The 18,929-nt window shown below is 58.8% G+C and carries 19 protein-coding genes and 1 pseudogene; 7 read left to right on the forward strand and 13 right to left on the reverse strand.

Features of this window, described 5'->3' with window-relative positions; all coding sequences use genetic code 11:
* Positions 1 to 248 precede the first annotated feature (248 nt).
* Genes ACRESJ_RS29760 through ACRESJ_RS29775 form a run of 4 tightly spaced genes read right to left on the reverse strand, consistent with a single transcriptional unit; the run spans position 249 to position 2,986 of the window.
* Positions 249 to 1,547: an NAD(P)/FAD-dependent oxidoreductase gene (locus ACRESJ_RS29760; protein WP_431761081.1), complete on the reverse strand. Its 1,299-nt coding sequence runs from the start codon at positions 1,545 to 1,547 to the stop codon at positions 249 to 251.
* 60 nt (positions 1,548 to 1,607) lie between these two features.
* Complete coding sequence (locus ACRESJ_RS29765; RefSeq protein ID WP_007996394.1) at positions 1,608 to 1,781, reverse strand: DUF3094 family protein; 174 nt, start codon at positions 1,779 to 1,781, stop codon at positions 1,608 to 1,610.
* A gap of 54 nt (positions 1,782 to 1,835) precedes the next feature.
* Positions 1,836 to 2,363 carry an MOSC domain-containing protein gene (locus tag ACRESJ_RS29770; protein WP_431761082.1) on the reverse strand — a complete coding sequence of 176 codons (528 nt, stop codon included), beginning with the start codon at positions 2,361 to 2,363 and terminating at the stop codon, positions 1,836 to 1,838.
* On the reverse strand, positions 2,360 to 2,986 hold the full coding sequence (locus tag ACRESJ_RS29775) for a DUF1780 domain-containing protein (RefSeq protein WP_007970534.1): 627 nt from the start codon (positions 2,984 to 2,986) through the stop codon (positions 2,360 to 2,362). Before ACRESJ_RS29775 ends, ACRESJ_RS29770 begins: the two co-directional genes overlap by 4 nt.
* Before the next feature lie 208 nt (positions 2,987 to 3,194).
* Between ACRESJ_RS29775 and ACRESJ_RS29780 the strand changes: the two genes are divergently transcribed.
* From ACRESJ_RS29780 to ACRESJ_RS29790, 3 genes are read left to right on the forward strand one after another with little or no spacing between them, the layout of a single operon-like run.
* On the forward strand, positions 3,195 to 4,547 hold the full coding sequence (locus ACRESJ_RS29780; RefSeq protein WP_431761083.1) for an aromatic acid/H+ symport family MFS transporter: 1,353 nt from the start codon (positions 3,195 to 3,197) through the stop codon (positions 4,545 to 4,547).
* Positions 4,544 to 5,764, forward strand: a complete 1,221-nt coding sequence (locus tag ACRESJ_RS29785) for a benzoate/H(+) symporter BenE family transporter (protein ID WP_431761084.1) — start codon at positions 4,544 to 4,546, stop codon at positions 5,762 to 5,764. Before ACRESJ_RS29780 ends, ACRESJ_RS29785 begins: the two co-directional genes overlap by 4 nt.
* 17 nt (positions 5,765 to 5,781) lie before the next feature.
* Positions 5,782 to 7,050: an OprD family porin gene (locus ACRESJ_RS29790; RefSeq protein WP_431761085.1), complete on the forward strand. Its 1,269-nt coding sequence runs from the start codon at positions 5,782 to 5,784 to the stop codon at positions 7,048 to 7,050.
* A gap of 8 nt (positions 7,051 to 7,058) precedes the next feature.
* Here the strand turns inward: ACRESJ_RS29790 and ACRESJ_RS29795 are convergent, their stop codons facing one another.
* Positions 7,059 to 7,301, reverse strand: coding sequence for a DUF2790 domain-containing protein (locus ACRESJ_RS29795; RefSeq protein WP_431761086.1), 243 nt, complete (start codon positions 7,299 to 7,301; stop codon positions 7,059 to 7,061).
* 123 nt (positions 7,302 to 7,424) lie between these two features.
* Between ACRESJ_RS29795 and ACRESJ_RS29800 the strand changes: the two genes are divergently transcribed.
* Together ACRESJ_RS29800 and ACRESJ_RS29805 are read left to right on the forward strand one after the other, a co-directional pair.
* Positions 7,425 to 8,357 (forward strand): LysR family transcriptional regulator, encoded by a 933-nt coding sequence (locus ACRESJ_RS29800; protein WP_431761087.1) that lies wholly within the window; start codon positions 7,425 to 7,427, stop codon positions 8,355 to 8,357.
* Between the two features lie 76 nt (positions 8,358 to 8,433).
* Positions 8,434 to 9,123, forward strand: coding sequence for an energy-coupling factor ABC transporter permease (locus tag ACRESJ_RS29805; RefSeq protein WP_431761088.1), 690 nt, complete (start codon positions 8,434 to 8,436; stop codon positions 9,121 to 9,123).
* Between the two features lie 33 nt (positions 9,124 to 9,156).
* Here ACRESJ_RS29805 and yacG read toward each other — a convergent pair whose 3' ends face one another.
* The 5 genes and pseudogenes from yacG to ACRESJ_RS29830 all read right to left on the reverse strand — a co-directional run.
* A complete protein-coding gene (gene yacG, locus ACRESJ_RS29810) occupies positions 9,157 to 9,357 on the reverse strand; it encodes a DNA gyrase inhibitor YacG (RefSeq protein WP_084319375.1) in 201 nt (66 codons plus the stop codon).
* On the reverse strand, positions 9,354 to 9,977 hold the full coding sequence (coaE, locus tag ACRESJ_RS29815; protein WP_431761089.1) for a dephospho-CoA kinase: 624 nt from the start codon (positions 9,975 to 9,977) through the stop codon (positions 9,354 to 9,356). The genes yacG and coaE overlap by 4 nt, the downstream gene beginning before the upstream one ends.
* Positions 9,974 to 10,846, reverse strand: a complete 873-nt coding sequence (locus ACRESJ_RS29820; protein ID WP_431761090.1) for a prepilin peptidase — start codon at positions 10,844 to 10,846, stop codon at positions 9,974 to 9,976. The genes coaE and ACRESJ_RS29820 overlap by 4 nt, the downstream gene beginning before the upstream one ends.
* A 1-nt stretch (position 10,847) precedes the next feature.
* Positions 10,848 to 12,065, reverse strand: a complete 1,218-nt coding sequence (locus ACRESJ_RS29825; RefSeq protein WP_431761091.1) for a type II secretion system F family protein — start codon at positions 12,063 to 12,065, stop codon at positions 10,848 to 10,850.
* Between the two features lie 2 nt (positions 12,066 to 12,067).
* A pseudogene (locus ACRESJ_RS29830) lies at positions 12,068 to 12,694 on the reverse strand (GspE/PulE family protein); the annotation flags it as partial.
* A 337-nt stretch (positions 12,695 to 13,031) separates the two neighbouring features.
* On the opposite strand from ACRESJ_RS29830, the gene ACRESJ_RS29835 reads away from it, so the two are divergent.
* Together ACRESJ_RS29835 and ACRESJ_RS29840 are read left to right on the forward strand one after the other, a co-directional pair.
* On the forward strand, positions 13,032 to 13,448 hold the full coding sequence (locus ACRESJ_RS29835; RefSeq protein WP_431761092.1) for a pilin: 417 nt from the start codon (positions 13,032 to 13,034) through the stop codon (positions 13,446 to 13,448).
* A gap of 309 nt (positions 13,449 to 13,757) precedes the next feature.
* A complete protein-coding gene (locus tag ACRESJ_RS29840) occupies positions 13,758 to 14,114 on the forward strand; it encodes a BON domain-containing protein (protein ID WP_431761093.1) in 357 nt (118 codons plus the stop codon).
* Between the two features lie 271 nt (positions 14,115 to 14,385).
* Here the strand turns inward: ACRESJ_RS29840 and ACRESJ_RS29845 are convergent, their stop codons facing one another.
* From ACRESJ_RS29845 to ACRESJ_RS29855, 3 genes are all read right to left on the reverse strand, one after another.
* Positions 14,386 to 14,682 carry a DUF2845 domain-containing protein gene (locus tag ACRESJ_RS29845; protein WP_431761094.1) on the reverse strand — a complete coding sequence of 99 codons (297 nt, stop codon included), beginning with the start codon at positions 14,680 to 14,682 and terminating at the stop codon, positions 14,386 to 14,388.
* Positions 14,682 to 17,636: a DUF748 domain-containing protein gene (locus tag ACRESJ_RS29850; protein ID WP_431761095.1), complete on the reverse strand. Its 2,955-nt coding sequence runs from the start codon at positions 17,634 to 17,636 to the stop codon at positions 14,682 to 14,684. Before ACRESJ_RS29850 ends, ACRESJ_RS29845 begins: the two co-directional genes overlap by 1 nt.
* Positions 17,637 to 17,729: 93 nt before the next feature.
* Complete coding sequence (locus ACRESJ_RS29855) at positions 17,730 to 18,746, reverse strand: class I SAM-dependent rRNA methyltransferase (RefSeq protein ID WP_431761096.1); 1,017 nt, start codon at positions 18,744 to 18,746, stop codon at positions 17,730 to 17,732.
* Positions 18,747 to 18,929: the final 183 nt, after the last annotated feature.

The raw sequence follows: 18,929 nt of genomic DNA on the forward strand, positions 1-18,929 counted from the left end.
ATCGGGCATTTTTGTGAGTGTTCACTCGGGGCCTCCCGGAGCTTGGTTTGGTTCGCACCTCCAATTTCCCGGAAAAGCCCCGAGTGAACAACCTACAGAGAGATCACAGCTAGCCTGCTAGCGATAGGGCAATCACATTCAAAGAAGATGTCGGATGTGCCGCCGCCATCGCTGGCAAGCCAGCTCCCACAATGTTTGTCGGTCGATCGCAAATTCTGCGACCGACCTATGGGTACTCTGGTCAGGTGTCAGTGCAGCTTGAGCCGTGGCTCGGTTCCGCGTCCGATTTTGCTGCCCAGCATCAGCATCGCGGTGCGGAACCAGCCGTACAGCGCCATCTGGTGCATGCGGTACAGCGACACATAGAACATCCGCGCCAACCAGCCTTCGAGCATCACGCTGCCGGTGAGGTTGCCCATCAAGTTACCCACAGCGGAAAAACGCGACAGCGAAATCAGCGAACCGTAGTCGGTGTACTTGTACTCCGGCAACGCCTTGCCTTCGATGCGCAGTTTCAGCGACTTGGCCAGCAGCGACGCCTGTTGATGCGCAGCCTGGGCGCGAGGCGGTACGTTGCGATCAGTCCCTGGTTGCGGGCAGGCGGCGCAGTCACCGAAGGCGAAAATGTTTTCGTCACGGGTGGTTTGCAGGGTCGGCAGCACCTGCAGCTGATTGATGCGATTGGTTTCCAAGCCGTCGATGTCCTTGAGGAAACCCGGTGCACGAATCCCGGCAGCCCAGACTTTCAGGCTGGCGTTGATGACGTTGCCATCGGCGGTAATCAAGCTGTCGGCCGTCACTTCGCTGACCGCGGCATTGGTCATCACGTTGACCCCGAGTTTCTCCAAAGTTTTATGCACAGGCCCGCCGATCCGCTCCGGCAGGGCTGGCAGCACCCGTGGCCCGGCTTCGATCAGGGTGATGTGCATGTTTTCCGGTTTGATCCGGTCCAGGCCATAAGCCGCCAGTTCATGGGCCGCGTTGTGCAGTTCGGCAGCCAGTTCGACCCCGGTTGCACCGGCACCAACGATGGCTACGCTGATTTTCTGGACTTGATCGGTTTGCCCGGCGTGGGCGCGCAGGTAGTGGTTGAGCAACTGCTGATGGAAGCGCTCGGCCTGCTTGCGGGTGTCGAGGAACAGGCAGTGCTGCGCAGCGCCCTGAGTGCCGAAATCGTTGGTGGTGCTGCCGACGGAAATTACCAGCGTGTCGTAATGCACCTCCCGCGCCGGTACCAGCTCCAGGCCGGCTTCGTCGTAGGTGGCGGCCAACTGGATTTTCTTGTTCGCGCGATCAAGCCCGCTCATGCGCCCCAGCTGGAACTCGAAGTGGTTCCATTTTGCCTGGGCGACATAGTTGAGTTCGTCTTCGGAAGAGTTCAGGGAACCGGCCGCCACTTCGTGCAACAACGGTTTCCAGATGTGGGTCAGGTTCGCGTCGACCAGCATGACGCTGGCTGTACCGCGCTTGCCCAGAGTCTTACCCAGACGGGTAGCCAACTCCAGACCGCCGGCGCCGCCGCCGACAATGACAATACGATGGGACATGGGGATAACTCGCAAGGCTAAAAGAAATCGGTGCGGTTACCCAAGCGAGCGCAAGGCAGCTCATAGCGTCAGGTAACTGATAAGTCGGCTCAACAGGCCCAAACCAATGGTCACTGCCAGTACCAGTACGAGGAGCATCCACGGCCGGAAAGGCCGGCGCTCGACTCGGTGCTGGGACAGTTGCAGATACTCTTCGACATGCTTCTGGTCGTCGGGGTTCAGGCGGCTGGTCATATCGGGCCTCGTCAGGGGTAGACGTTGCTAAATGTGATGAAGCTACAACGGGCGTTATCCCGCGATGAACGGAGCATAGCCGCTAGAGGGCAGGGGCTCGACGCTCACCGCATCTTCCAGGCGAATGATTCCACTTTGTAACACTCGGGCGGTGATTCCGCCATGTCCGCGCACGGCCTGAAATGTCCCCGGGCCGAGGTTGGCTTCCAGGCGGGCGCAGGGTTGGCACCAGCCGGTGGTTTCAAAAATCGCCTGGCCAATGCGGAAACGCCGGCCTTTCAGGCTGAACAGGTTGATGCCACTGATAACGAGATTGCGCCGCAGTTCTTCAGGCCGCAGCGGTTGATCCAGCGGACGGCCCATCAAAGATTGGATCACTGCCAGGTGTTCCCACTGGATCAGCGTCACCTGCCGAGCGTTGCGCACACCGGGTCGGGCGCGGTCACCGGTAAGTCCGGCTTCCAGTCGAGCTTCAACGGCATCAAGTTCGATCATTGGCGCGTGACGCTCTGGTCGTACACCGATCCAGCGGACGCGACCCTGTTGCGGCACCTCGGCAATCAGCTCCTGCAATGGACTCACAGGCTGATCCCGACATCGAAAACAATGCTGCGTCCCAAATTGCTGCGCAGAAAATCCGGTGCGTCCGGATGCGCGAACAGCACACGGGCGAAGGTTGGGCCGACCAGTGACAACGAGCGCCAGCCCTGGCGCAGGTATTCAGTGGGTGGCGGAAAGTGGCTGTTTAGGTCCAGCACCTCACGCTTGAGGCTGGCGAAGGCAATGATGTCCAGCTCACCCAGATCCATGCCGCGCTCTTTGTAGTTGTGCGCTTTTTTGCGCAAGGTCGGCGCCAGTCGCAGCAAGAATTCGTTGGCGGGGATACGCCGCGGCTTGGCTTCGCGCCGCACCAGTTGGCTAAGGGAAAAGGCACTGCGCCGGCGTTGCAGTTCATCACGCCACTCATCATTGAGGCGTCGCCCCTCATCGAGCACGAAGAACACCTCGAAACTGGCATCGCGAAACAGCACGTCCGGTGGCTCCCCGGCCGGGGCGAACTCGTCGGCGCGGTAGGGAATATTCAGCCCTTGCAGCAGGCGCTGGCAGACCCAACGCTCACGCTCCCATTTGCGGGCATTGGATAGAAAGGCGTTGGCCTGCTCGGCCGCGATGGTCAGCAGGCGTAAGTAATCTGAATCATCCATAGGCCCAAGCTTAGCGCTCAAATGTGATCGCAAAGAAAACAGTTTGTCGTGTCACTGCAATTTCTCGCTCGACATCCCCCTCTGCACAAAACGGATAGCGATCTGCGCAACGCGGATATTGACCTGCTCCTGGCATCTCTAGCATCGGCGGTACGGACGTTCGCCGTATTACCGACGCTCAAAAAAACAACAAAAAGAGATAAACGCCATGCGCAAAATCGATGTACATGAGGTTATCGACAAGGCTCGTTTCAACCGCTTTCACTGGATGGTGCTGTTCTGGTGTGCCCTGATCATCATCTTCGATGGTTACGATCTGGTGATCTACGGCGTGGTCCTGCCGATGCTGATGAAGGAGTGGGGGCTAAGTCCTCTGCAAGCCGGCGCGCTGGGCAGCTATGCACTGTTCGGCATGATGTTTGGTGCACTGTTCTTCGGCCCGCTGTCCGACAAGATCGGCCGTAAAAAAGCCATCACCATCTGCGTGATCCTCTTCAGCGGCTTCACCGTGCTCAATGGTTTCGCGCGAAACCCCACCGAGTTCGGTATTTGTCGTTTCATTGCCGGGCTCGGCATAGGCGGGGTGATGCCTAACGTCGTGGCACTGATGAACGAGTACGCGCCGAAAAAAATCCGCAGCACCCTGGTGGCGATCATGTTCAGCGGCTACTCGGTGGGCGGCATGCTGTCGGCCGGGTTGGGCATCGTGCTGATCCCGAGTTTCGGTTGGCAGTCGGTGTTTTACGTGGCGGTCCTGCCGTTGCTGTTGTTGCCGCTGATCATGTACTTCCTGCCTGAATCCGTGGGTTTCATGTTGCGTCAGGGGCGCAATGAAGAGGCGCGCAACATTCTTCAGCGGATCGATCCGGCCTACGTGGCGCAAGTCTCCGATCAGTTGCACATGGCTGAGGTGAAGGGCACGGGCACCCCGGTGCTGCAGTTGTTTCGGGAAGGTCGTGCACTGCGTACGTTGATGCTGTGGCTGGCGTTTTTCTGCTGCCTGTTGATGGTCTACGCCTTGAGTTCCTGGTTGCCGAAACTGATGGCCAATGCCGGCTACAGCCTGGGTTCGAGCCTGTCGTTCCTTCTTGTGCTGAACTTCGGCGCGATCTTTGGCGCGGTGGGCGGTGGTGTGCTGGGTGACAAGCTCAATCTGCCGAAGGTGCTGTCGGTGTTCTTTGCCATGGCGGCAGTGTCGATCACGTTGCTGGGCTTCAACAGCCCGACGCCAGTGTTGTACCTGCTGATCGCCATCGCCGGCGCCACCACCATCGGCTCGCAGATTCTGCTGTACGCCTGCGCCGCGCAGTTCTACTCCATGGCGATTCGTTCTACCGGTCTGGGCTGGGCGTCGGGTATCGGTCGCAACGGTGCCATTGTCGGCCCGCTGCTGGGCGGTGCCTTGCTCGGGATCAGCCTGCCGCTGCAACTGAACTTCATGGCATTTGCCTTGCCAGGCGCGATCGCGGCCATCGCGATGACTGTGTTCGCTGTCAGCAGTCGTCGCAGTGCCCGGCAATCACTGGCCTCGCCTCAAGGCGCTGTTGGCGAGGTGTCATGAACAAGTTGCTTCGGGATTTCTCCCTGTCGGCGGCGGTCGCCGGATTTATCGCCACGGTAATTTCCTACGCAGGCCCGCTGGTGATTATCTTCCAGGCCGCCGATGCCGCTCACCTCTCGCAGGAAGTGCTGTCGTCGTGGGTCTGGGCGATTTCCATCGGCAGTGCCGTGCTCGGCATCGGTTTGAGTCTGCGTTACCGGGTGCCGGTGATCATTGCGTGGTCGGCACCGGGCTCGGCATTGCTGGTGGCGCTGTTGCCGGGAATCTCCATGGAAGAAGCGGTGGGCGCCTACCTGATCAGCAGCCTGATCGTGTTCCTGGTGGGGATCTCGGGGGCGTTCGATCGGATCATCAGCAAGCTGCCGGCAGCGGTAGCGGCTGCGATGTTGGCGGGGATCCTGTTCAGCTTTGGTACGGGGCTGTTCGCCTCGTTGCAACATAAACCGGCGCTGGTGCTGGCGATGTTTGCCACCTACCTGATCTGTAAACGGCTGGTACCGCGTTACGCCGTACTGATGGTTCTGCTGGTGGGATGCTCGATGGCGTTTCTCGCCGGCGATCTGCACCGCGAGGCGCTGGTCATCGGTTTCGCCACGCCGGTGTGGATCACCCCGACGTTCAGCCTGAGCGCGACGCTGAACATCGCCTTGCCACTGGTGATGGTGGCGCTGACCGGCCAGTTCGTTCCGGGCATGGCGGTGTTGCGTGCCAGCGGATACGCAACGCCGGCCGGCCCGATCATCGCCAGCAGCGCCCTGGGTACGGCGCTGTTGGCGCCTTTCGGTTGCCATGGGCTGAACCTGGCGGCGATCACCGCGGCCATCTGCACCGGCCGCGAGGCCCACGAAGATCCCGGCAAGCGTTATGTGGCCGGTGTGGTGGGCGGCTTGTGTTACCTGGTGCTGGGCATCTTTGGCGCGACGCTGGTTTCGCTGTTCTCGGCGTTCCCCAGGGAACTGATCGCGGCCCTGGCCGGGCTGGCGTTGTTCGCTGCAATTGCCAGCGCGCTCACCGGCGCGATGGCTGTGCCGAGTGATCGAGAAGCCGCATTGGTGACCTTTCTCACCACCGCCTCGGGCATGTCGCTGTTGGGGCTGTCCGCAGCTTTCTGGGGACTGATTTTCGGCATGGTCACTCACCTGATATTGAGCGCCCGCCGACCCGTCACCCGCAGCCAAAGCGCTGCACAAAAACAAGTTGTTCCAGTCGATCAATAAAAATAAGAGACAAAACGATGAAACAGATTTTTCCAGCAACCGGTTCTGTGTTGTCCCTGGCTGTCGCCTCCAGTTTTTCCACAGGCGCAACGGCTGCCGAGAAAGGCTTTATCGAAGACACCACGGCCACCTTGCAAGCGCGCAATTACTACTTCAGTCGAGACTACTCGGACATCGTTGGGGCTAACCAGCAATCGAAGGCCGAAGAGTGGGCGCAGGGTTTCATCCTCAACGTCAAATCGGGTTACACCCCCGGTCCTATCGGTTTCGGCGTGGACGTGATCGGCCTGCTCGGCGTCAAGCTCGACAGCAGCCCGGACCGGGTCAATACCGGTTTGCTGCCGGTGGGGAGTGATGGGCGCGCGCCGGATGATTACAGCCGCCTGGAAGGCGCGTTGAAAATGCGTTACTCCAAAACAGAACTGAAAGTAGGGGAGCTGCAACCCAACCTGCCGGTGTTGGTGTTCAGCGATATTCGTCTGCTGCCACCGAGTTACCAGGGCGCAAGCATCGCCTCGAACGAGATCAATGGCCTGACCGTGCAGGGCGGTCACTTGAGTTCAACCAGCCTGCGCAACGAGGCTGGCGACGAAAAAATGCAGGCCATGCTCGGTCATGTGCCGCAACGCCAGGTCAGCAGTGACGGCTTCAATTTTGCCGGCGGTGATTACGTCTTCAACGAAAAGCGCACGTCGGTAAGTGCCTGGTACGGGCAACTGGAAGATATCTACAACCAGCGGTTTCTCGGTCTCAAGCACAGCGAGCCGGTGAGCGACTGGATTTTGGGCGCTAACCTCGGTTACTTCGACTCCCGCGAAGATGGCGAAAAGCTGCTGGGCAACATCGACAATCAGGCGTTCTTCTCTCTGCTGTCGGCCAAGCGCGGCGGTCACACGTTCTACGTTGGCTATCAGGCCATGTATGGCGACACGGCTTTCCCGCGGGTCTTCGCCAACATCTCGCCACTGGGCAATGAGGTGCCGACCTATGAGTTCGCCTTCACCGACGAGCGTTCGTGGCAGGCGCGTTACGACTACGACTTTGCCGCGCTCGGCGTGCCGGGGCTGACCAGCACCGTGCGTTACATCTCCGGCAACAACGTCGATACCGGGAAGGGCTACGAAGGCAAGGATCGTGAGCGAGATCTGGACATCGGTTACGTGTTGCAGAGCGGCAGCCTCAAGGGCCTTGGCATCCGTGTTCGCAATGCCATGGCGCGGTCCAACTATCGCAGTGATATCGATGAGAACCGTCTGATCCTCAGCTACACATGGACCTTGCTATGAGCCATTGATCACAGGTTGCTGGTGCAATCACCCATGACGTCGTAGGTCACGCGACGGGTCTGGCCCTGATGATCGACATACACCATGGTCGCCGGCACAACTCCACATGCGGTCGCGGTATCCGATACGGAAACCACCGTGGCGATTTCCAGAGGTTGTGCCGGGTTGTACAGGACCGCGAGGGGCTCGTTGTCAGCGGCCATGGCCGTTGTGGCGATAAGGGTCAGAAACAGGCTGGTCAAGACTTTCATGCTGGCGTGCTCCATTTGCGTTTCGATGGTTCAAGTCTATTCCTTGCCACCGGTGGATAAAGGGGCGCACGCCTGATACAACCTTACATAAAACGTAACAGTGACTGCCCCCGAGGGAGGTTTATGGATTTGCTTAACAACTTGCGGGTGTTCGTCCGTGTCGTGGACTGCGCAAGTTTCACTGCGGCCGCCGATGCGCTGGAGCTGTCCACCGCACAGGTGTCCAGACTGGTCGCCGATCTGGAGCAGCACGTACAGGCTCGCCTGCTGCAACGCACCACTCGGCGCTTGAGCCTGACCGAGGCCGGCGAACGATTTTTGCAGCGCAGCCGGCTGATACTCGAAGAAATGGAAGAGGCGACTGCCGAGGCTCGCGGCGCCCACCTCAAGCCCAGTGGGCGGTTGCGGGTGCACACCATGAACGGCCTGGGGACGTTGATAACGCCGCTGATTGCCCGTTACAGCGAACTCTATCCCGATGTGGTGTTCGAGTTGACCCTGTCGCAGCGCAATCCGGACCCTTTGGAGGACGGGCAGGACGTGGTGATTTCCATTGCCCACGAACTGGCCGATTCGCAGTTTGTCGGCCAGCCCATCGGGCAGATCTACAGTGTGCTCTGCGCGTCCCCGGCGTACCTGCAACGCAAGGGCGTGCCGGACGCTCCGTTGGCGCTCAACGATCATCGGTGCCTGCGCATGATCGACCCGTTGTACAGCGATCAATGGGTGTTCGAAGACGATAAGGGCGAACACGCCGTCAACCCGGCCATGACCTTCCAGTGCAATGTTGCCGAGTCGATGGTCAAGGCTTCAGAGGCCGGGATGGGCATCAGCCTGATTCCGTTCTATACCGCCACGCGCTCGATGACCGACGGCACCTTGCTGCGCTTGCTGCCGGACTATCGTCCGAGGCAGCGCAATGTATTTGCGCTGTACCCATCACGACGCTTTCTCGATGCCAAGGTCCGCACGTGGGTGGATTTTCTCAAGGTGGAGTTGCCCGGATTATTCGCTGAGCATGAAGCAGTAATGAACGATCCACGGTATTGGGCGTGAACTCGAAGGCTGTGCAAGGGGCGGTGTAGACTGAGGTCTCGTTCTCGTTCGGCAAGCCCAGGGAGTAAGCCTCGCCATGATCGGCGCCGAGTTGTTGTCACCCCAAACCCTCACGCTGGGTTGGCTGATCTACGCGCCGGTCCTGATCTGGGCGATCTGCCGTGCACCCTGGGTCGAGTTGTTTACCGACAGCCGTCGTCAGCATCTGGTGCTCGGCACCGTTTTTGCGCTGTTCATGTTGTGGCTGGTGCGGCGGGATTTCGATACCGGCGTGTCCTATCACTTTATTGGCATGACAGCGGTGACGCTGTTGCTCGACTGGCCGCTGGCAATCGTCGGTGGGCTCATTGCACAAACAGGGCTGGTGCTGCTGGGGCGTCAGGACCTGACGGCGATGGGGGTCAATGGCGCACTGTTCATTCTGTTGCCGGTGCTGGTCACCGAGTGCTGTGCGATTGCGGTTGAGCGTGCGCAGCCGCGCAATCTCTTCGTGTATATCTTCGTTTCCGGTTTCTTCGCCGCTGCCCTTTCAGCGTTGCTGTGCCTGTTGCTGGCGCTCACGGTGCTGTGGTTCGACGAGCGTTTCGCCATGCCTTACTGGCTCGAGGATTTCATCGGCTATCTGTGGCTGATCATTTTTCCCGAAGCGTTCATCAACGGCATGGTGGTCAGCGCGCTGGTGGTGTTCTGCCCGGAATGGCTGGAAACCTTCAATCGCACGCGCTATCTGTCGGCCCCCTGGAAGGACGACGATCCCAAGTCTTGATCATTCAAATCTTGAAATCGTCGACGCGCGGGATCAATGACGCGGATCGAAGTCGCCGCTGAACAGTTCGTCCTCGGCATCGGGGGCCACCGGGATCTTGTGCTCTTCCGACGCCCAGGCGCCGAGGTCGATCAGTTTGCAACGGTCCGAGCAGAAAGGCCGGAATTTGCTCTCGGGGCTCCATTCGACAGGGGCGCCGCAGGTCGGGCAATCGACGGTTGGAATCTGGCTCATGACTGGCCTCCACGTAAAGTCAGGTAAAAGTGATGCAGGCGTTCGACCTCGCTGTGCAGCCAGGCGAGGTCGCGGTCATTGACCACCACATCGTCGGCATGACTGACGCGATCCTGGCGGCTGGACTGGACCTTTAGGATCGCCTGGACCTGTTGTTCGCTGGTCTGGTCACGCTGCAGGGTGCGTTCGATCTGTAGTTGTTCAGGCGCATCGATGACCAGCACGCGCTGAGTCATGGCGTACTGGCCGGACTCGATCAGCAGCGGTGAAACCAGGATCGCATAAGGTGATTTTGCCAGTGCCAGATGATGGGCGATTTCTTCGGCGATCAACGGATGCAACAAGGCTTCCAGCCAGCGGCGTTCATCCGGCACTTCGAAAATCAGTTTTCGCAACGCGGCGCGGTCCAGTTGACCGTCAGGCTTCAGCACGCCGGGGCCGAAGTGTTCGGCGATTTTCGCCAGCGCCGGGCGGCCCGGCTCTACCACCCAGCGAGCGGCATGATCGGCATCGACCGCGTGTATGCCCAGGTCGATGAAATGCTGGGCAGCCGCGCTTTTGCCGCTGCCGATGCCGCCGGTGAGGCCGAGAATCCAGGGTTTTTCCACAGGGGTATTCATTTCAAACCGACAAACTGCCAATAGAAGTCGGTTATTTGACCACCCCAGAGCAAGGCAATCCAGCCGGCAATTGCCAGATAGGGGCCGAAGGGGATCGGTGTCGATGTCTTGGCATTGCGCAGACGCAGGCAAATCACCCCGATAACCGCACCAACCAGAGACGACAACAGGATCGTCAACGGCAGAACCTGCCAACCACCCCAGGCACCAAACATCGCCAATAACTTGAAATCACCATGGCCCATGCCGTCCTTGCCGGTGATCAGCTTGAACAGCCAAAACACCGACCACAGCGCCATGTAGCCGGCAATGGCACCCCACAACGCATCAGGCAACGGTACGAACAGGTCGAGGCTGTTGACGATCAACCCCAGCCACATCAACGGCAGTACCAGCACGTCCGGCAGCAATTGATGCTCGGCGTCGATCAGGCTCATCGCCAACAGACCCCAGCTCAGCAGCAAGGTCATGCACGCTTGCCAGCCGAAACCGAAATGCCAGGCGATGAATGCCGATACCACGCCGCAGGCCAGTTCGGTCAACGGGTAACGTTTGCTGATGGGGGCCGAGCATGCCGAACAGCGCCCGCGCAGGAATAGAAAACTGAGCAGCGGAATGTTTTCCCACGGGCGAATCCGGTGACCGCAGTGCGGGCATTGGGAGTGGGGCAGCATCAGGTTGAAAGTGGGTAGCGGCGTTTCGCTGGGCAGCCCGAGGATCTCATGGGCCTGTACACGCCACTCGCGCTCGAGCATTTTCGGCAGGCGCCAGACCAGCACGTTGAGGAAGCTGCCGACCAGCAGGCCGATCACCCCGGCGATGATCACGAAAGCCAGCGGATAGTGGATCAGAATTTCGTTCAAGGGCATGTCAGATCGCTGAGCCGAGTTGGAAGATGGGCAGGTACATGGCGACTACCAATCCACCGACGATAACACCGAGCACCACCATGATGAATGGCTCCATCAGGCTGGTGAGGTTGTCGACCATATTGTCGACCTCGTCCTCGTAGAATCCGGCGACCTTGTCGAGCATGTCGTCCAGCGCACCGGACTCTTCGCCAATGGCCGTCATCTGAATGGCCATGTTCGGAAAAATACCCGACGTGCGCATGGAAAAATTCAACTGCATGCCCGTCGACACATCCTGCTTGATGCGCAGCACCGCACGTTTGAACACGGTGTTACCGGTGGCGCCGGCCACCGACTCCAAGGCTTCCACCAAAGGCACGCCGGCGGCGAAAGTGGTCGACAGCGTGCGGGCGAAACGGGCCACGGCGGATTTGTACATCAAGGTGCCCACCAGCGGCAGCTTCAGCAGCCAGCCGTCCATTCGGTCGCGAAAGCCCTGTGAGGTCCTGAACCCGTGGCGCAGCCCGAAGATTGCCGCGATCAGCACGCCGAGCATGACCCACCACCAGTCCTGCATGAATCGCGAAAGCCCGATGACCATTACGGTGAACGCCGGCAATTGGGCACCGAACCCTTCGAACACCGACTGAAACTGCGGGACCACTTTGACCAGCAGAATCCCGGTGACGATGATAGCGACGAACACCACCACCAGCGGGTAGGTCATGGCTTTCTTGATCTTGGCCTTGAGGCTTTCGCTCTTTTCCTTGTAGGTCGCCACGCGCTCCAGCAGGGTGTCCAGCGCGCCGGCCTGTTCACCGGCGTCCACCAGGTTGCAGTACAACTCATCGAAATATTGCGGTTTTTTGCGCAGGGCAGCGGCGAAGCTGTTGCCTGCCGCGACTTCCTGTTTCACCTCGTCGATCAGCTTGCGCATGGCCGGGTTGTCGAAGCCTTCGCCGATGATGTCGAACGATTGCAACAGCGGCACGCCGGCTTTCATCATGGTCGCCATTTGCCGGGTGAAGAGGGCGATGTCCTGGGCCTTGATGCGTTTGCCCATGTTGAATATCGACGTGGTTTTCTTGCGCACCTTGCCGGGGTTGATGCCTTGCTTGCGCAATTGTGCCTTGACCAGCGCCGGGTTCTGACCACTCAACTCGCCGCTGATTTTGGTGCCTTTACGGTCTGTGCCTTCCCAGGCATACACGCTGACTTTCGCTGCCTTGACCGCCATGTTCAGTCCTTGGTGACCCGGTTGATTTCTTCCAGGCTGGTAATGCCCTGCATGGCTTTGAGCAGGCCCGATGTGCGCAGGTCATTGAAGCCGTCCTTGCGCATCTGGTCATCGATTTGCAATGCGTTGCCTTCGGCCATGATCAAGCGCTGCAACTGCGGTGTGTTTTTCACCACTTCATAAATCCCCACTCGCCCTTTGTAACCGCCGTTGCAATGATCGCAACCGACCGGCTCATAGATCGTGAATGTGCCGATGCGTTCCTCGGGGAAGCCTTCCTTGAGTAGCGCCTCGCGGGGGATTTCAAGCGGAACTCGACAATGGCTGCATAACTTGCGGGCCAAACTCTGGGCGATGATCAGGTTGACGGAGGTGGCGATGTTGAAGCCCTGGATGCCCATGTTGTGCAGGCGGGTCAGGGTTTGCGCGGCCTTGATGGCGATTTCCGCCGTTTCCAGGTCGCGGATTTCGCCGACCATGATGACGTTCGGGTTCTGACGCAGGAACGAACGCAACGCCTGGGCGAAATCCATGCCCTGTTTCGGATTGACGTTGACCTGGTTGACGCCTTCCATGTTGATTTCCACCTGGTCTTCGGTGGTGGAAATGTTGATGTCCACGGTGTTGAGAGAGATACGGTTGCGTTGGGCTTGCTGATACGCCTGTTGCGCGCTTTTGTCAGTGAGCAGCTCGGCCAGGACCAATTGCTTGGCCAGACCGCTGAGGGCGATGTCATTCATTGGGATACCGGACGCAGACAATTCATGACTTATAGCCTAGTCAAGCGACGTAACCAAACCAGCGACATTGAGGTGACAAAAACTGTCAGATAGTGCGGATCCTGGGAGTAGGAAGGGTCTTTGCGGCAGGTGAATACCCCGCCAACAGGGCGTAAGGGGCTTGGCATGGGCTGTGCTGATCACACCTTTAGATCATGAGATTTCGACTCATGCACGGAGGCTGTCTATGAACACTCAAAAAGGTTTTACCCTGATCGAGCTGCTGATTGTGGTGGCGATCATCGGGATTCTCGCGACGTTCGCGATTCCGGCGTACTCGAAGTATCAGGCGCGAGCCAAGGTGACGGCGGGGCTGGCGGAGATTTCGGCGTTAAAGGTGCCGTTCGAGGACATTATCAATCAAGGAGCGGATCCTGATTTGAGCAAGGTCGGTGGTGTTTCAACCACCAACTGCACGACCACCGCCTCAGGTAAAGCGGTTGATGGCACCGGGTCTATTGGTTGCACGATCCTTAATGCCCCGGCTCCGGTGCTGAATAAAACCATTACCCTTTCCCGCACGGTGGCAGGCTGGAAATGTGACACCACCGTCGATCAGGAGTACGCGCCCAAAGGCTGCACGGGAGTCGCCCCGAAAGCTTGATTCATTTAATTGCAGCCTGATACCCCGCCTGTGCGGGGAATTTTTTACTCGCTTTTAAAGCCATTCCCAATTGCGAGGAAAAACTCCAACAATTCATGGCTTTAGGCCTGCTTTAAAACCTGCAACTTGCATGTAGAGAAAGTTCAACTCATGCATTTTGCACGATACCGTGAAATGCACGATTTTTTAACTTATTGATTTATAAGAATTATTTATCTGTCTCAGACTTGGCACAGCGTTCGCAATATCTCCAGTAATCCTGCTGACAAGACAATCAGCAGATTTTCCAGAAAAACAGGAGTTACTCGTATGAAGAAGTTCGCTATCACTGCCGCTGCTGCTACCGCGCTGACCCTGACCATGGCCAACGCTGCGTTTGCCCAGACCACTCAGGCCACCCAGGCTCCGATGACTCTGGCAGCGGGTGAAATGACCAAGGCTACCGAAGCTACTTCCGACACCTGGATCACTACCAAAGTCAAAGCCGACCTGGTCACCGAAAAAGGCATCCCAGGTACCGATATCAAAGTCGAAACCAATAAAGGTGTTGTTTCCCTGTCGTCCACCACTGCGGTAACCGACTCTCAGAAAATGACCGCCGTGGCGATTGCGAAGAAAATCAAAGGCGTCAAAGCGGTCTCCGCTGACGGCCTGAAAGCCGAGTAAGGCAAGGCTTCTCGCCTGGACCGGGAGAAGGCGCGGCAGACGGGCCGAGTCATACGTCTGCCGCTTCTGATGTGTTCATGCGAACGGCCACAAGGACGTGGCCATTACAGGCCCCGGCATTCGTGTTGGGGCCTGTTTTATTTTAAGGACGACGCTTAACAAAATGTGGGAGCGGGCTTGCTCGCGAAGAGGGAGTGTCAGTCACTTTTACATTGGCTGACACACCGCTTTCGCGAGCAAGCCCGCTCCCACATTTAGTTCTTTGCCCGGCTTAATTCCCGCGTTTACTGGTGATTTGCGTCAGGCGATTACCCTCAAACCGCAAGTATTGATACATCCCGCCGTTCGGCCCGTAGGTCCATTCCTCGACCTGAAATTCTTCCCGGCGATTGGCACTGCGTTTGTAGCCCAGCAGATCGCGGTTGACCGGCTCACCGCATTTTTGCAGGACCTCGCTGGATCGGTCGCCGACGCTGATCAATTGACTGCCACAGCGCAGGGTGTCCGCTGCCAGGGCCTGGCTCGCGGCTATCACCAGCCCCAGGCCCAGTAGCAGCCGTTTGACCATTACTCGGCGTCCAGGTGCATCGGCGTCACGACCTTGCCGTCTTTTTCTGCTTCGCCCAACTGTGCATCGATGAAGTACACGCGGTCATCGGCGAGCTGGCCCTTGTCGACCAGATAGTCCTTGATGCTGCTGGCACGGTCCTGGCCCAACTGGCGCAACAGCACTTCACTGGAGCTCCAGAACTGGATCACGCCTTCGCGCAACTTGGCTGTGCGGTCTTCCTTGCCCAGGTCTTTCCATTCGGCAGGTGGCTGAGTCTTCAGGCGCGTGCGGTAGATACCTTCCAGCAGCGGGCCTTTCTCGCTGTCCGGTACTTGCAGCATGGAGGCTTGGGCTGGAACCTTGTCGCCGCGCCGCTGGAGCGTTTTGTAGTAGTTGTATTGATATTCACGTTCCAGGCGCTGCTCGGCGATCAGTGGGCCGTCGCTACTCTTCGCCGCCGTACCTTCGATTTCCAGACGCAGGGCAGGGCGATCCTTGAGGGCCTTGGACAGTTTGTCCAACGCGCCTTCAGCGTCCTTGCTCAGCTCACTTGAGCCCGGCGCGAACGCCACGCTGCCCAAATCCTCCGAACCACCACCGGCCACCAGACCACCAATGAGTTTGAAGGGGGCGGCGGCCGCCTTGACGATCAGGTTGCGAAGGGTCTGCCAGACAATCGGCATCACACTGAATTGCGGGTTGTTCAAGTCGCCGGTCACCGGCAACTCGATGGAAATCTTGCCATCGACGTCCTTGAGCAAGGCAATCGCCAGTTTCAGCGGCAGACTCACCGCGTCCGGGCTGTCGACTTTTTCCCCCAGTTGCAGCTGCTCGACCACCACTTTGTTTTCGGCCTGGAGCTGGCCCTTGGTGATCTTGTAATGCAAGTCGAGATTAAGCCGGCCCTTACGGATGCGATAACCGGCGAACTTGCCGGAGTAGGGGGTCAGTGTGGTCAGTTCCACGCGTTTGAAGCTGGTGGCGATGTCGAGGCTGGCCATCGGGTCGAATGGATTGACCGAGCCTTTGATGGTCACGGGGGCGTAGCGGTCGACCTTGCCCTTGACGTCGACGCTGGCCGGTTTGGCCTGACGACTGTCGATGGTGCCGATCTGACCGTTGAGTTCTTGAACGGCGGTGGCAAAGTTCGGGGTCAGGCTGAAGTCGGCGAAATTGGCCGAACCGTCATTGATGACGATGCCGCCGATATGGATGGCCAGCGGTTTTTCCTTGCTCGCAGGCTTGGCCGCAGCGGGTTTGGCACCTGAATCCGCCGGTTGCGGAATCAGCAGGTCATCGATGTTGGTGGTGCGATCATCGTTGATCATGAACCGCGCATAAGGCTGCTTTAGATTGACCTTGTCGATCGACAGGCTGTCGCCATGCTGATAATTCAGGCCTTCGACCACCACCTGTTGCCACTTGAGGAAGTCACGGGTTTTCAGGGTGTCGAGGGTATGAAGCTGATCGACCTGGGCACGGCCGGTGACGCTGAGGGCGAGTGGCTCGGTGCTTTTCAGATTGACCGCCAGATCGCTGCCAAGCATGCCGCTGCGCAGTTCCAGACGAATGAACGGGTTGATGTAGGACTGGGCGACGCGCAAGTCGATGTCGCTGGTCTTCACATTAAGTTTGGCAGTGACCGGTGCCAGGTTGACCTCGCCTTCGGCCGTGAGCTTGCCCTGCTTGCCCACGCCGGTGTCGAGCTTGAGCTGGAAGGGAGAGCCATTGAGGCTGTCGAACTTCTGCAGGTCGAGATTCAGCGGGCCCAGTTCCAGGGCCACCGCAGGTTGAGCTTTGCGATCCGCCAGGTGCACCTGGTAATTGCGCAGCTGTACATCGTTGAGCAGCACTTGCCAGGGTTTGGCGGGTTCCGGTGCGGGTTTCGGTGAGTCTGCCGCCGCAGGAACGCGGGCAGGTTCGGCGTCCGCCTTGGCTTTGGCCGCCGGTTTGGAGGGTTGGCTGGCGAACAGTTTCTGCCAGTCAAGTTGACCATCGGCTTCCAGGGCTGCCCAGGTTTCCAGTTTGTTACTGCGGATCTTGCCGACGATCACTTGCTGTTTCGCCAGATCGATCGTGGTTTCACTGACGTCCAGTCGTTCGAGTTTCACCAGTGGCCGACCGTCAGGGGCCTTGATGGCGAAGGGCGCGATGGTGGCCGAGACATTGCTCAGCAGCAGTTCGGTTTCCTTGGACAGGTTGAGCTTGTAGTCGGTGCTCAGGCTGACGACGCCACTTTCCAGGTCCAGCGGCACGGCATCGCGCACATAGGGCCAAATGGCTTTCATCTTGCCGTCGGTGAGCTTCAGTTTGCCTTCGGAAGCCAGCGGGATGAGGCTGAAATTACCGGTCCAGTCGATCTGTCCACCATTAGGCCCGACGGCCACCAGGGTCATGTCGGCGCTGTCTTCGGGCAGGGTGCTGAGGTTTTTCAGTTCGAAGTCGAGTTTGTCGTAGAGAAACTCGATTGGCTCGCTGGGTCGTGCATCCTCGAAGTGCATCGCACCACCAGCCAGTTTGATCCGTTCGATTCGCAGTGGAAACGGTTTGGCGTCCGGGGCGGCTGGAGTTGGCTCGCTCGCCGGCAGTTTGAACAGCCCCAGCAGATTGAGCTTGCCGTCCTTGCTGAAAAGGATTTCGGTCTTGGGTTTGTCCAGTTCGACATCCGACAGATGCAGCGCTTTGGTCCAGAGGCTGTCGAGGCTCAGGTTGGCGTACAGGCGTTCGAAGCCGATCTGTTCCTTGCCCGGCTCACCTATCTTCAGGCCCCACAGGGTCACTTCAAGGCTGAACGGATTGAGTTCGATTCGCTGCAGCGTGGCGGGCGTCGTGGCGTAATTGGCCAATTGCTGATTGGCGATACGCAAGGCGACACCCGGCAAAATCAGAAAGCCCAGCAGGCTGTAGAGGGCCAGAGCAGTCAACAAGGCACCGACGGCGCGAATCAATCCTTTGTACATGTGTGGCTTCATCTGTCTGAATCGGAGTGCCTTGGAGTATGGCACGCGATTGCGGTTCCGAAACAATCGTCCGATTCAGGATTATTCAGATTTGTCCTACGCGGATCAGAGCTGCAGGATCAGGGTTTTCAGCGGTGGCTGCTGATCCATGGAGGGGAAATCGGCACCCGGTTTCATCACGGTCCACTCACGCACAGGCCGGCCGGCTTTTTCGGCACAACGCAAAACCTGTTCACGCCAGTCGTCCATGCTGACTTTCGCCAGGTTGTTGCAGCAGATCAGCACGCCGTTATCGGCAGTGGCCAGTAGCGCTGGTTTCAGCAGGCTCTGATAGTCGCGCAACAGGTCGACGGTACCGAACGCGCTCTTGGCCCAGGCGGGCGGATCGAGCAGTACCAGGTCGTATTGACGCTGATCCATACGCGGATAACTCGGCAGCTTCTGGCCACGGCGCTGACTGATGGGCAGGCCGGCCAGTTGGCGGATGGCCGGAAAATAATCGGACTGGATGAATTCCATGCTCGGCAATTGCGGATTGAGCAGACCGTTTTCCCGACCGACCGCCAGATTGCCTTCGGCGAAGTCCAGGTTGCACACCTCGCGGGCGCCACCGGCCGCTGCGCTGAGGCCGACGCCACAGGTGTAGGCAAACAGGTTCAGCACACTTTTGTTTTTGCTGTGGTCCTTGACCCAGCCGCGGGTGTTACGCAGGTCGAGGAAAAGCAGCGGATCTTGCCCGGCGTGACGGCCGCGAACCCGGTAGTTGAGCCCCCACTCGTGACCGACCAGATCTTCCAGCGCCGCTTCGTCGGCACGGTAGATCGTGTCTTCGCGATCGATTCGAGAATTGCCGCGAGAGCGGTCGTTGTAGACCAACAGGGTTTCAATACCCAAATGGTTGTTGATCGTTTCGTGCAGTTGCAGCAGCGCTTCGCGTTCGAGCGATTGGTGGAAACTCTGCACCATCAACTGCGGGCCATAGCGATCGATGGTCAGGCCGCCAGCACCTTCCTGGCTGCCGTGGAACAAGCGATAGCAGTCGGTGCCCTGGCTGTGCAGCTCGGTGAGCAAATCCTGGCGATGATCGAGGGCGGCGCGCAGCGCCTGATTCAAGGAAGACATGCTGGGCGCCTTGCAGGAAGTAATTTGGCGCGGGAGTTTAGCAGCTTGGCGCGGGACCTAGGTGCTGCCATCGCGACCTGATGGAAGGTTGAACACAATTCTGCATGTGGACACAGAACCCTGTGGGAGCGGGCTTGCCCGCGAAGAGGTCGGCAAATCCAACATCAATGTTGCCTGTCATAC

This window comes from Pseudomonas sp. (genome assembly GCF_050739655.1).
Taxonomy (GTDB): domain Bacteria; phylum Pseudomonadota; class Gammaproteobacteria; order Pseudomonadales; family Pseudomonadaceae; genus Aquipseudomonas.